Source organism: Streptomyces sp. NK08204 (assembly GCF_020400585.1).
Classification (GTDB): Bacteria; Actinomycetota; Actinomycetes; order Streptomycetales; family Streptomycetaceae; genus Streptomyces.
Window position 1 is genome coordinate 74,835 of record NZ_JAINVF010000003.1, and the last position, 12,626, is coordinate 87,460.

12 protein-coding genes are annotated in these 12,626 nt (G+C 72.2%); 5 read left to right on the forward strand and 7 right to left on the reverse strand.

The window, feature by feature from the left end; all coding sequences use genetic code 11:
- Window positions 1-28: 28 nt before the first annotated feature.
- Both K7G59_RS06135 and map read right to left on the reverse strand, forming a co-directional pair.
- The gene (locus tag K7G59_RS06135) at window positions 29-676 is read right to left on the reverse strand and encodes a heme oxygenase (biliverdin-producing) (protein ID WP_225831506.1); all 648 of its coding nucleotides are present in this window, start codon (window positions 674-676) and stop codon (window positions 29-31) included.
- A gap of 107 nt (window positions 677-783) precedes the next feature.
- Window positions 784-1,641: a type I methionyl aminopeptidase gene (gene map, locus K7G59_RS06140; RefSeq protein ID WP_225830878.1), complete on the reverse strand. Its 858-nt coding sequence runs from the start codon at window positions 1,639-1,641 to the stop codon at window positions 784-786.
- A 58-nt stretch (window positions 1,642-1,699) separates the two neighbouring features.
- Here map and K7G59_RS06145 point away from each other — a divergent pair, with 58 nt between their 5' ends.
- The gene (locus tag K7G59_RS06145; RefSeq protein WP_225830880.1) at window positions 1,700-1,933 is read left to right on the forward strand and encodes a hypothetical protein; all 234 of its coding nucleotides are present in this window, start codon (window positions 1,700-1,702) and stop codon (window positions 1,931-1,933) included.
- A gap of 8 nt (window positions 1,934-1,941) precedes the next feature.
- On the opposite strand, the gene K7G59_RS06150 is transcribed toward K7G59_RS06145, so the two are convergent.
- Entirely contained in the window at window positions 1,942-3,234 is a 1,293-nt protein-coding gene (locus tag K7G59_RS06150) for an MFS transporter (RefSeq protein ID WP_263975982.1), read from the reverse strand.
- Between the two features lie 440 nt (window positions 3,235-3,674).
- Here K7G59_RS06150 and npdG point away from each other — a divergent pair, with 440 nt between their 5' ends.
- Both npdG and K7G59_RS06160 read left to right on the forward strand, forming a co-directional pair.
- Window positions 3,675-4,409, forward strand: a complete 735-nt coding sequence (gene npdG / locus K7G59_RS06155; protein ID WP_225830885.1) for an NADPH-dependent F420 reductase — start codon at window positions 3,675-3,677, stop codon at window positions 4,407-4,409.
- A gap of 61 nt (window positions 4,410-4,470) precedes the next feature.
- Window positions 4,471-4,662, forward strand: coding sequence for a hypothetical protein (locus K7G59_RS06160; protein WP_225830887.1), 192 nt, complete (start codon window positions 4,471-4,473; stop codon window positions 4,660-4,662).
- On the opposite strand, the gene K7G59_RS06165 is transcribed toward K7G59_RS06160, so the two are convergent.
- Window positions 4,652-5,452, reverse strand: coding sequence for a site-2 protease family protein (locus K7G59_RS06165; RefSeq protein ID WP_225830889.1), 801 nt, complete (start codon window positions 5,450-5,452; stop codon window positions 4,652-4,654). The genes K7G59_RS06160 and K7G59_RS06165 overlap by 11 nt on opposite strands.
- Before the next feature lie 133 nt (window positions 5,453-5,585).
- Between K7G59_RS06165 and K7G59_RS06170 the strand changes: the two genes are divergently transcribed.
- Together K7G59_RS06170 and K7G59_RS06175 are read left to right on the forward strand one after the other, a co-directional pair.
- Window positions 5,586-6,092 (forward strand): DUF6578 domain-containing protein, encoded by a 507-nt coding sequence (locus K7G59_RS06170; RefSeq protein ID WP_225830891.1) that lies wholly within the window; start codon window positions 5,586-5,588, stop codon window positions 6,090-6,092.
- A gap of 93 nt (window positions 6,093-6,185) precedes the next feature.
- Window positions 6,186-9,446 (forward strand): BTAD domain-containing putative transcriptional regulator, encoded by a 3,261-nt coding sequence (locus tag K7G59_RS06175; protein ID WP_225830893.1) that lies wholly within the window; start codon window positions 6,186-6,188, stop codon window positions 9,444-9,446.
- Window positions 9,447-9,489: 43 nt separating this feature from the next.
- Here K7G59_RS06175 and K7G59_RS06180 read toward each other — a convergent pair whose 3' ends face one another.
- The 3 genes from K7G59_RS06180 to panB form a co-directional block, all read right to left on the reverse strand.
- Window positions 9,490-10,356 carry an ABC transporter permease gene (locus K7G59_RS06180; protein WP_225830896.1) on the reverse strand — a complete coding sequence of 289 codons (867 nt, stop codon included), beginning with the start codon at window positions 10,354-10,356 and terminating at the stop codon, window positions 9,490-9,492.
- A complete protein-coding gene (locus K7G59_RS06185; protein WP_225830898.1) occupies window positions 10,353-11,378 on the reverse strand; it encodes an ATP-binding cassette domain-containing protein in 1,026 nt (341 codons plus the stop codon). The genes K7G59_RS06180 and K7G59_RS06185 overlap by 4 nt, the downstream gene beginning before the upstream one ends.
- Before the next feature lie 169 nt (window positions 11,379-11,547).
- Entirely contained in the window at window positions 11,548-12,414 is an 867-nt protein-coding gene (gene panB, locus K7G59_RS06190; protein ID WP_225830900.1) for a 3-methyl-2-oxobutanoate hydroxymethyltransferase, read from the reverse strand.
- Window positions 12,415-12,626: the final 212 nt, after the last annotated feature.

Below are 12,626 nucleotides of genomic sequence, written 5' to 3' on the forward strand. Positions count from 1 at the left end.
GACCTGGGCCAGGCTCACTCCGTACGCGTCACGCCGACAGCGGGAACTCCTCGCCCAGGGCCCGGAGGACCCCGATGTTCAGGGCGAAGGCCCGCTTGCACTCCGCCACGATCCGCTGCTTCTCCAGGTCGTCCACCCGGACCGCGTCCAGCAGCGCGCGGTAACCCCGTTTGAACGCGGCCGGGTTGCTGATCCCCTCGAACACATAGAACCGGACCCCGTCGCCCTTCCTCGCGAAGCCCCACATCTTCTCCGCCCTGTCCCGGACGATCTGGCCGCCGGACAGGTCGCCGAGATACCGGGTGTAGTGGTGGGCCACATAGCCGCCGGACCAGTGCGCGGCGCACTCCCTGACCCGGTCCGCGTACGCGCGGGTCGTGGGCAGCGCGGAGAGGGTGGCCCGCCATCCCGGCCCCCGCAGATGGGCCAGGTCCCGCTCCAGCGGGGACAGCCGGAAGAGTTCCGGCCGGATGAAGGGGCCGGCCACCGGATCCGCCGCCAGATGCTCGGCGGTGCTCTCCAGCGCCTCGTAGACGAACCACAGTTGCTCGGTGTAGCGCGCGTACGCCCGCACGCCCAGCCGGCCGCCGAGCAGGTCGCTCATGAACGTCGACGTCCCCCCCTCCCCGTGCAGCTCGTGGGACGCGGTGCGGATGAGGGTCGAGAAGGAGTCCATGAGGCCGCCCTGAGCCATTTTGCCGACGCCTTGTCGGTAAAAGCCTACAAGAGAAAGCCCGCCCTCCGCAGAGGACGGGCTCCCGGTCCTGTCCGGGGCGGGCGCAGTCAGGGCGTGGTCAGGATCTCCGCCCCCGCGTCCGTCACCACCAGGGTGTGCTCGAACTGCGCGGTCCGCCTGCGGTCCTTCGTCACGACCGTCCAGCCGTCGTCCCACATGTCGTACTCGTGCGTGCCCAGCGTCAGCATCGGCTCGATCGTGAAGGTCATGCCGGGCTGCATGACCGTCGTCGCGTGCGGGCTGTCGTAGTGCGGGATGATCAGGCCCGAGTGGAACGACGTGCTGATCCCGTGGCCGGTGAAGTCACGCACGACCCCGTACCCGAAGCGCTTGGCGTACGACTCGATGACCCGGCCGATGACATTGATCTGCCGGCCCGGCCGGACCGCCTTGATCGCGCGGTTCAGCGCCTCGCGGGTCCGCTCCACCAGCAGCCGCGACTCCTCGTCCACGTCCCCGACCAGGTAGGTGGCGTTGTTGTCGCCGTGCACCCCGCCGATGTACGCGGTCACGTCCAGGTTGACGATGTCGCCGTCCCGCAGGACCGTCGAGTCCGGGATGCCGTGGCAGATGACCTCGTTGATCGAGGTGCACAGGGACTTCGGGAAGCCGCGGTAGCCGAGCGTGGACGGATAGGCGCCGTGGTCGCACATGTACTCGTGCGCCACCTTGTCCAGCTGGTCGGTGGTGACGCCGGGCGCGATGATCTTCGCGGCCTCGGCCATCGCCTGGGCGGCGATACGGCCCGCGACGCGCATCGCCTCGATGGTCTCCGGGGTCTGCACCTCCGGACCGGTGTACGGCGTCGGCGCGGGCTTGCCGACGTACTCGGGGCGGCGGATGTTTCCGGGTACCGAACGGGTGGGGGACAGCTCCCCTGGTACGAGCAGCGACTGGCCAGACATGCCAGGGAGTCTATCCAGCGGACATGGGGGAACATGTCGGTGGCGAGAGGAGCTGTTCATGCCCCTGTTCAAGAAGCGCACCGCCGGCAAGCCGGGCGAGTGGTACTACTGCCTGGAACACAAGAAGGTCGAGGAGGGCCCGGAGTGCCCGGCCAAGGACCGCTTCGGTCCGTACACCACCCGGACGGAGGCCGAGCACGCGATGGAGACCGCGCGTGAACGCAACCTGGAGTGGGAGAACGACCCGCGTTGGCACGACGCCCGTACGGAGGGCGGCGCCGACGAGGACTGAACGACCGCTCACGCCCCCAGGGCCGCCGCGCGCCGTTCCCGCATCCGCACCGCGTGCTCGTTGGTCCGTGCGTCGTACGTCATGAGCCCCGGAAGGCACAGCGCGAGCAGCCCCATCGCGCCCGCGCAGGCGAGCCCGCCGGAGACGACGGAGGTCCGTACGCCCGCCCAGGCGGCCATGCCACCCGCCCGGACCTGGCCGAGCTGCGGACCCACGGAGTAGGACAGCAGTTCGATCCCGGCGAGCCGGCCACGCAGCTCGTCCGGGATGGTCTGGTTCCACATGGAGGCCCGGAAGATCCCGCTGACCATGTCGAAGCCGCCGCCGACGGTCAGGCACAACAGGACGAGCCAGACGTTCCCGCAGACGCCGGCCGCCGCGACCGCCAGGCCCCAGCCGGTGGCCGACAGCAGCACCATCAGCCCGTGCCGGTGGATCCGCGACGTCCAGCCGCTGGTCAGGCTCACCAGCATCGCCCCCGCCGGCACGGTCGCGTACATCAGCCCGAGCGCCCATTCGGCGTGCAACTCGTCGGCGAGGAAGGGCAGTACGGCAAGCGGCATGGCAAGGAACATCGCCGCGAGATCCACGGCATAGGTGCCGAGGAGTTCCTTGCGGCTCCAGGCGTACCGGGCGCCCTCGGCGACGGCCCCCAGCGACGGCTTCGCGGCGGAGGGCGTGCCCCCGCTCGAGCGGAGCGGAGCGGCGGGGCAGGGGGCGATGCGCACGATGAACGCCAGCGACACGGCGAAGGTCAGCAGGTCGGCGGCGTACGCCCAGCCGAGGCCCGCGTAGGCGACGACCACGCCCGCGACCGCCGGGCCCGCGACGCCGCCGACGGTCCAGCGCAGCGAGTTCAGGGAGGCCGCGGCAGGCATGTCGTCGTGGGCCACGATCCGGGGCCACAGGGAGTCCAGGGCGGGGCGCTGCACGGAGACCAGGCCGGAGGAGAGCGCGGCGACCACGTACAGCGGCCACACCGCAGGGTGCGGCAGCAGCGCGTTGAGCAGCAGGGCCGCGCTGAGCAGACCCTGGCCCGCCTCCGTCCACACGATGAGGCGCCGCTTGTCCAGGGCGTCGGCCAGGGCTCCGCCGAACAGCCCGCACACGACGAGCGGCACCAGTTCCACGGTGCCGACGGCGCCCACGGCCGCCGCCGAGCCGGTGAGGTCCTTCAGCTGGACCGGCAGCGCGACGAAGGTCAGGAAACTGCCGAAGTTGCTGATCAGGCCGGAGAACCAGAGCCGACGGAAATCGGCGGAGGCCCGCCAGGGGCTGAGGTCGGGAAGAAGCGCACGCAGGCCGGTCACGGTCAGTAATGCTCCGGCTGAGGAAGTCACCGGGCAACTGCTTTTCCCGGCCAGAGGCCGGCGCGCGCAGGGGCGGGGAAGTCACCTTGGGGCAGGCCGTGGTGCCGTGAGGTCTCCACCGGCCTCGACAGGCGGTCGGCAACCCCGCCGAACCCTCGAAGAGCCCCCGTTCCGCGCCCGGCGCCGCACACCCGTGCGCCACCACCGAGCCGCGCAGCCCCCCGCGAACCGCCGGGTCGCCCCCAACCATGCGGTACCGGCGAGCACTTACCGCGGCAGCGCGACCCGTACGGCGTCCACACGTGACCGGCTCCCGCCGCATCCGGCCCTCCCTGACGCAGAGTTCCTGCGAGACGATTCCTGCCGCCGGGTCCCGGTGCGGTGGCCGGTCCGGACCGGTGCCGTCGCCGCCGCGGACGTAGAGTCGGCCCATGACCTCTACGACCTCCACCGCGACCTCATCCGACAGCGCACGGACTCCGGGGAAGGCACCCGCCAAGGACCCCTGGGACCTGCCCGACGTCTCCGGGCTCGTCGTCGGCGTGCTCGGCGGCACCGGCCCGCAGGGCAAGGGTCTGGCCTACCGGCTCGCCCAGGCCGGCCAGAAGGTGATCATCGGCTCCCGGGCGGCCGAGCGGGCCCGGGCCGCCGCCGAGGAACTGGGGCACGGCGTCGAGGGCGCCGACAACGCCGAGACCGCGCGGCGCAGCGACATCGTGATCGTGGCCGTACCGTGGGAGGGCCACGCCAAGACCCTGGAGTCGCTGCGCGAGGAACTCGCCGGCAAGCTCGTCGTGGACTGCGTCAACCCGCTCGGCTTCGACAAGCAGGGCGCCTACGCCCTCAAGCCCGAGGAGGGCAGCGCCGCCGAGCAGGCCGCCGCGCTGCTGCCCGACTCCCGGGTCACCGCCGCCTTCCACCACCTGTCGGCCGTGCTCCTCCAGGACCCCGGGATCGAGCAGATCGACACCGACGTGATGGTCCTCGGGGAGCAGCGGGCGGACGTGGAGATCGTCCAGGCGCTGGCCGGGCGCATCCCCGGGATGCGGGGCGTCTTCGCGGGGCGGCTGCGAGGCGCCCACCAGGTCGAGGCGCTGGTCGCGAACCTGATCTCCGTCAACCGCCGCTACAAGGCACACGCCGGGCTCCGGGTCACGGACGTCTGAGTGCATGGGGGACACTGGTCCTGCAGCAGTGTCCCCCGACAAGGAGCCGGAGCCAGCCGTCATGCCCCGCATCGCCTACTACACCCTCGCCGTCTGCCTCCTCACCGTGGCCGCGGCCGTCGTCTCCTTCTCCCGGGGCAGCTGGCTGGGGATCTTCTGGGTGCTGATGGCGGGTGTGTCCTCGAACATGACCTGGTACTACTACAAGCGCGGCAAGGCCGCCGCCGGGCAGGGCACGTCGGTCACGGGCTGAGCGTGCAGTAGGGGTCGCTCTCCCGCCAGAAGCGGAACAGGTCGTATCCGCAGTACGTCTCGTCCTCGCTGATGCCGAGGGCCTGCAGGACCGAGTGGATCAGGTCGAAGAACGCCTGGTTGAGCGACGGCAGCCACAGCAGCGCGAACACGAACAGCAGCCCGAACGGCGCGTACGGCGCCAGTTGCCGCTTGATGTTGTACGACAGCCAGGGCTCGATGACGCCGTAGCCGTCCAGGCCCGGTACCGGCAGGAAGTTCAGGAGCGCCGCCGTCACCTGGAGCAGTGCGAGGAACGCCAGCGCGTACCGGAACTCGAGGGGCACCCCGTCCAGGGCGTGCAGCCAGAAGGGCGCGGTGCACACCGCCGCGAACAGCACGTTCGTCAGCGGGCCCGCCGCCGAGATCAGACTGTGCCGCCAGCGGCCCCGGATACGGCTGTGCTCGATGAACACCGCCCCGCCCGGCAGACCGATCCCGCCCATGATCACGAACAGCACCGGGAGCACGATGCTCAGCGCCGCGTGCGTGTACCTCAGCGGGTTCAGCGTGAGGTAGCCCTTCGCGCCGACCGTGATGTCGCCGCTGTGCAGGGCGGTGCGCGCGTGTGCGTACTCGTGCAGGCACAGGGAGATGATCCAGGCCGCCGTCACGAACAGGAACACCGCGACGCCCGGCCGCGCGGCGAACCCCGTCCAGGTGGCCCAGCCGGTCACCGCCATGACGGCCAGGATCCCCAGGAACACCGGGCTGATCCGGCGCTCGTCGTGGCGGGTTGTGGCGGTGGTCATCGGCAGGCTCCTGGGGGGCGGCGGTCGGAGAGGACCGGGCGCGAAGGATCGGTCGCAGAGGCCGACCGTACCCGGCCGAAGCCCGCCGGGAAAACGTCTCGCGGCGACCGCCCGGTTCCTGGAGGGTGGGGGGATGGCACTGATGAGGGTCTTCTACCAGGACTGGCAGATGGGGTGTTGCGGCACGCCGTTCTCGGTGGGGGAGGAGGTCGCCTGGCGGCTGGTCCCCCTCGACGGGCAACAGCTGCGGGACGGGCACTGCTACGGCGCCGAGGCGTGGGTGGAGAACCACGGCGGCCCCGACCGGGAGACCGCCGGCCGCGTCCGGGCCATCGAGCTGGTGCACCGCGAGTACACGGCACGCCTGAAACCCCACGCCCTCGACCCGATCGACCCGGAACCCGGGAAGCCGGTCTTCCGCCCGTACCCGTACACCCGCGAACCGGTGCCCGGCGCACCGACCCTGGAGCCCGTCGACACCTGCCCCAAGTGGTTCGAGGATGAGGAGCCGGGCCCGGGACCGGGCCCCCACCGCATCCGCCGCACCGAAGGCGCCCTGATCACCCTGGAAGTCCTCGAGGCCCGGGCCCTCCCGGCGCGGGAAGCCCTGGACGACCTCCAGGACCCCGCAAGCCCCTGAAGGCGCTGGGAGACCCGCAAGCCCCGATGCCTCCGGTGCCGCGGGCGCCGCGCCGTCGCAACCCGGTGACCGGTCCCGCCCGTTCCGGAGACAATGGACCCCGTGCGCTACCGCCTCCTCGGCTCCACTCAGGCACTTCGTCCCGACGGCACGCTCGTCCCGGTCGGCGGGGCGCGGTTGCGTGCCCTGCTCACCGTGCTCGCCCTGCGGGCCGGCCGTGCCGTGCCGGCGGGCGTGCTGGTGGACGAGGTGTGGGGCGCCGATCCGCCCGCCGATGCCGCCGGTGCCCTGCAGGCGCTCGTCGGACGGCTGCGCCGGGCACTCGGCGCGGACGCCGTCGCTTCCGCCGACGGCGGCTACCGGCTCGTCGCCGCGCCCGACGACATCGACCTCGGCCGGTTCGACCGGCTGACCGGCGAGGGGCTGCGTGCCCTGGCCGACGGCGACCCGGCCAAGGCGGCCGCTGTCCTGGACGACGCCCTCGCCCTGTGGCGCGGCCCCGCCCTCGCCGACCTGCCCGACGGCATCGCCGAGGCGGCCCGCTGGGACACCCGCCGGCTCGACGCCCTGCGCGCCCGGCTCACCGCCGCCCTCGCCCTCGGCCACGCCGAGCAGTCCCTGCCCGAGCTGACCGCCCTGTGCGACCACCACCCCCTGGACGAGCCGCTCCAGGCGCTCCGCCTGCGCGCGCTGCGCGACGCGGGCCGCCCGGCGCAGGCACTCGCCGCCTACGAGGACGTACGACGGCTGCTCGGGGACCGGCTGGGCTCCGACCCCGGCCCCGAACTACGGGCTCTGCACACCGAGTTGCTGACGGAAACCGCTGTCCCCGCGGAGCCGGGGGCCCCGGCCGCGCCCGGCAACCTGCCCGCCCGCCTCACCTCCTTCGTCGGCCGCGAAGCCGACATCGAGGCCATCGGCGCCGACCTGCGCGGGGCCCGGTTGGTCACCCTGCTCGGGCCGGGCGGCGCCGGGAAGACCCGGCTGTCGCAGGAGGCCGCCGAGGCGGTACGGCACACCGCCCGGGACGGGGTGTGGCTGGCCGAACTCGCGCCCGTGGACGAACCGGACGCCGTCCCGCAGGCCGTACTGACCGCGATCGGCGCGCGCGAGACCGTACTGCACGGCGGCGGGGTGGAGACCATGCGCGCGGTCGCCGACTGGGACGACCCGGTCGACCGGCTCGTCGAGCACTGTGCCCGGCGCAGCATGCTGATCGTCCTCGACAACTGCGAGCACGTCGTGGAAGCCGCCGCCCGGCTCGTGGAGCATCTGCTGGCCCGCTGCCCGCAGCTGACCGTGCTCGCCACCAGCCGCGAACCCCTCGGCGTGCCGGGGGAGTTGGTGCGCCCCGTGGAGCCGCTGCCGGAGCCGGTCGCGCTGCGCCTGCTCAGTGACCGGGGCGCGTCGGCCCGCCCCGGCTTCCGTGTCGAGGACGACCCGGAGGCCTGCGCCGAGATCTGCCGGCGGCTCGACGGACTGCCCCTGGCGATCGAGCTGGCGGCGGCCCGCCTGCGCATGCTGACATCCCGGCAGATAGCCGACCGGCTGGACGACCGCTTCCGGCTGCTCACCTCCGGCAGCCGCACCGTGCTGCCCCGCCAGCAGACCCTGCGCGCCGTCGTGGACTGGTCCTGGGACCTGCTGGACGCGGACGAACGGGACGTCCTGTCCCGGCTGTCGGTCTTCGCGGGCGGCTGCGACCTGGTCGCCGCCGAGGCCGTGTGCGGCCCGGCCGCCCTGGACGCACTCGGCTCGCTGGTCGACAAGTCCCTGGTGGTGGCCGCCCCTTCGGCGGACGGCGCGATGCGCTACCGGCTGCTGGAGACCGTCGCCGAGTACGCCGCCGAACGGCTGGCCGCAACCGGGCGCCGCCCCGAGGCCGAGCGCGCACACCTGACGTACTACCGCGAACTCGCCCGGACCACCGACCCGTTGCTGCGCGGCCCCGAACAGCGCGCCGCCATCGACCGGATCCAGCTGGAGTACGAGAACCTGCGCACCGCCCTGCGGCACGCCGTCGCGCTCGGCGACGAGCAGGAGGGCCTGTGCCTGGTGCTGTCCCTGCTGTGGTTCTGGCTGATGCGCGACCAGCGCATCGAGACCCGCACCTGGTGCCGGGAGGTCATGACGCTCGGCCCCGACCCGTTCAGCGAACCGGTGCGCCGCGCCGAGCCCGTGTGGCAGCGCTGCACCGACGCCCCGCCCCCGTACACCGGTGAGGTCCTCGCCGAGGCCCGGCGCGGTGTCCACCTGGCCCATCTCGCCTGCATGGACACCGAGATGGAGGCTTGGCAGACCCCGGAGGCACAGGCCAAGTTGCGCGCCGTCACCCAGGTCTACGAGCCCGGCCTGCCGCAGACCTGCCGCGCCCCGGGCATGATGTGGATCTTCGCCGAGATGATGACCGGCGGCGCCGACCGGCTGATGACGATCATCGACGCCGCCGTGCAGACCTGCCGGGACACCCCGGGCTACGCGTGGGAGCTGGCCGGATCCCTCCACCTGCGCGCCAACATGTGCGCCCACCGCACCGCGTGGGCGGGCGACGCCGCCCGCGACGCCGACGAGGCCCTGGAGATCTACCGCGGGCTCTCGGACGACTGGGGTACCGCCGAGGCGCTGTCCGCGCGCGGCGAGTCCTACGAACGCAAGGGCGCCCACGAGCGGGCCGCCGCCGACTACGCGGAGGCCATCGACCACGCCGAGCGCCTCGGCGCCCGCGCGCAGGTGGCCATGCTGCGCGCCCGCCTCGGCAACGTGCTCATGGAGGCGGGCGAGGACGAACGCGGCGAGCGGATGCTCCGGGAGGTCGTCGCGAGCCTGGACGGCTCCCAGAACGAGGCGATGCCCGCCGCCCGGCTCTACCTCGCCTGCTGGCTCGGCCTGACCGACCGTACGGCCGAGGCGCGCGAACAGCTCCGCCTGCTGCGCGAGGAGTTCAAGATGGCGCACTTCATCGTGTTCGACGCCATGATCCTCGGCCAGGAGGCCTGGCTGGACGCCCTCGACGACCGGCCCGAGGACGCCCTGGCCCGGATCCGAAGGGCACTGGCCCTCGCGCTGGACCCGCTGTCCCAGGTCGTCGTCCCTCACCTGCACTCCGTCTGCCTCACCGTCGCAGCGATGGCCCTCGCCCGCCTCGGCGACGGCAGCCGCGCCACCGACGCCGCCCGCTGCCTGGGCGCCGCCGACGCCCTGCTGCCGCCCGGCCACATCCCGTCCGGCGTGGAGCGCCGGGTGCACGGGATGACCGGGGCCTGGATCCGGGAGACGCTCGACACCGCGCGGTACGACTCGGCGTACACCGAGGGCGGTGGCCTCTCCCTCGCGGAGGCCACCGCCCTGGTGTGACTCGGCGGTGCCGGACCCCAGCCGGACCCCAGCCAGACCGCAGTCAGATCTTCGTGCGGAACTTGTGGATGGCGACCGGTGCCATCACCGCCGTGATGGCCACCGACCAGATCACCGTCACCCACACGTCGTGCGCGACCGGCCCACCCAGCATGAGGCCGCGCGCCGCGTCCGCGAGCGTGGACAGCGGGTTGTAGTCGGTGAAGTGCCGCAGCCAGCCCGGCATCGAATTGGTCGGGGCGAAGATGGACGAACCGAACTGGAGCGGGAACAGCACCAGGAAGCCCATCGCCTGCACGGACTGCGCGTTCTTCAGGACCACACCGAGGGTGAGGAACACCCACATGATCGACGAGGCGAACAGCGCGGACAGGCCGACCGTGGCGATCAGGCCCGTCCAGTGGTGGATGTCGAAGCCGACCAGGACGGCGACGACCATCAGCACGGCCGTCGCGAACAGCATGCGCCCCAGCTCCACGGCGATCTTCGCGAAGAGCACGGACCCCCGTCCGATCGGCATGGACCGGAAACGGTCCATGACACCGCTGTTGAAGTCCTGGCTGAAGCCGGTGCCGACGCCCTGCGACATCGTCATGCTCATCATCGCCAGCATGCCGGGGATGACGTACTGCACGTACCGGTCCTGACCGCCGCCCAGCGCCTGCCCGATCGAGCCGCCGAAGACGTACACGAAGAGCAGGGTGAAGACGATCGGCATGAACAGCGCGTCGAACATCGACTCGGGGTCCTGGCGGATCCACAGCAGATTGCGCCGTATCAGGGCGCCGGTGTGCCGCAGGTGCCCGCGCAGCGGGATCCGCAGGTCGCTCAGGGAGGCGCTGTCGGCGACGTCGGCCGGGGAGGCGCTGTCGACGACGTCGGTCGCGGTGACGGTGGTGGTGGCGCTCATGCGGCGACCTCCTGGCGGGTGTCGGCGGGCTCGGCGTCCTGCGCGGTACGGGTACGGTGGCCGGTGAGGGACAGGAACACCTCGTCCAGGCTGGGCAGTTCGGTGGTGACGGAGGACAGGGTGATGCCGCGCGCGATGACCGCGCCGACCACCGCGGTCAGCTGCTCGTCGCTGAGGACCGGCACCAGCAGGGCCCCGGCGTCGGTGTCCACGGTGGTGGACGCGAGCCCGGTGACGCCGAGTTCGTCCAGCATCGCCGCGAGCGGGCGCAGTTCGAGCGGGTCGAGCGGCCTGATGCGCAGGGTGCGCCCGCCGACGCGGGCCTTCAGCTCCTCGATGCCGCCCTTGGCGATGACCTTGCCGCGGTCCACGACGGTCAGCTCGGAGGCGAGCTGCTCGGCCTCCTCCATGTACTGGGTGGTCAGCAGCACGGTGACCCCGTCGCCGACCATCGCCTTGACCTCGTCCCACACCTCGTTGCGGGTGCGGGGGTCGAGACCGGTCGTCGGCTCGTCGAGGTACAGCACGGCAGGCCGGCCGATCATCGAGGCGGCCAGGTCCAGCCGCCGTCGCATACCGCCGGAGTACGTGCGCGCCGGACGCCTGGCGGCCTCGGTGAGGGAGAACCGCTCCAGCAGCTCGTCGGCGCGGGCGCGGGCCTCCTTGCGGGACAGGTCCAGCAGCCGCCCGATCATGTACAGGTTCTCCCAGCCCGGGAGCTTCTCGTCCACCGAGGCGTACTGCCCGGTGAGCCCGATGACCCGGCGCAGCTGGCGGGGCTGGCGTGCGACGTCGTAGCCGGCCACGGTGGCCTTCCCGGCGTCCGGGGTGAGCAGGGTGGACAGGATCCGTACGAGAGTGGTCTTGCCGGCGCCGTTCGGGCCGAGGACACCCATCACGGTGCCCTCGCGCACGTCCAGGTCGACACCGTCCAGCGCCTTGGTCTCGCCGTAGTGCTTGACCAGCCCCCGTACGTGTACTGCGTGGCTTTCGCCGGTGGGGTTGTCGTCGATGCGTGTCATGGGGAAGACGGTGCCAGGGCCGACCGACAAACGACCGACAGACCGCCGACAGCCCCCTGCAGATCACCGACAGAGGTGGCCGCACGTGTTCCGGACGAGGGCGCGGACATGGGGCAGCCCCGCTGACGGGGGAAGATCAGCGGGGCTGCCGTGGTGTTTCCGCAATGGCTCAGTGCACGGAGTGCTCCTCCAGCGGGAACGCCCCGGAGACGACCTCCTCGGCGAACTCCCTCACCGCATCGCCCATGACCTCACGCAGGTCGGCGTACTTCTTGACGAACTTCGGGACCCGGCCGGAGGTGAGCCCCAGCATGTCGGTCCACACCAGCACCTGCGCGTCCGTGTCCGCACCGGCGCCGATACCGATCGTCGGGATGTGCAGCACCCGCGTCACCTCGGCCGCCAGCTCCGCCGGAACCAGCTCCAGCACGACCGCGAACGCGCCCGCGTCCTGCACGGCCTTGGCGTCCCGCAGCAGCTGTGCCGCCGCCTCCTCGCCGCGCCCCTGCACGCGGTAGCCCATCGCGTTGACGGACTGCGGGGTCAGGCCGATGTGGGCCATCACCGGGATGCCGGACTCCACCAGCAGCCGGATCTGCTCGTGCGAGCGCTCGCCGCCCTCCAGCTTGACCGCGCCGACCCCGGCGTCCTTCACCAGCCGGGTCGCCGAGCGCAGCGCCTGCACCGGGCCCTCCTGGTAGGACCCGAAGGGCAGGTCGCCGACGATCAGGGCGCGCTGCGTGCCGCGTACGACGGCGGCCGACAGCATCGTCATCTCGTCCATCGTGACGGGCACGGTCGTCTCGTAGCCGAGGTGACAGTTGCCCGCCGAGTCGCCTACCAGGATCACCGGGATCCCGGCCTCGTCGAAGACGGACGCGGTCATCGCGTCGTAGGCGGTGAGCATGGGCCACTTCTCGCCCCGCTCCTTGGCGAGGGCGATGTCCCGGACGGTGATGCGGCGGGTGCCCTTCCCCCCGTACAGCGCCTTGCTGCCGTCGGAAGGCTTGTTGTGGGCAGCCGAAAGCTGCGTCATGGCAACGGCTCCTTCAGTCATCTCGAGGCGCCCTCACGGCGTCCCCGGATCGACTCCATGGTGGCACTTCGTGCCAAGGAGGGCCAGGGGAAGACCCTGTGATCCCTTCGACCGCGCCGGGCAGCCGTGCCGGCCAGCCGCGCCGGGCAGCCGTGCCGAGGCCAGGCCGGGGGCCGCGCAATGCCTCGGCAAAGCTATTAAGATACGAGACG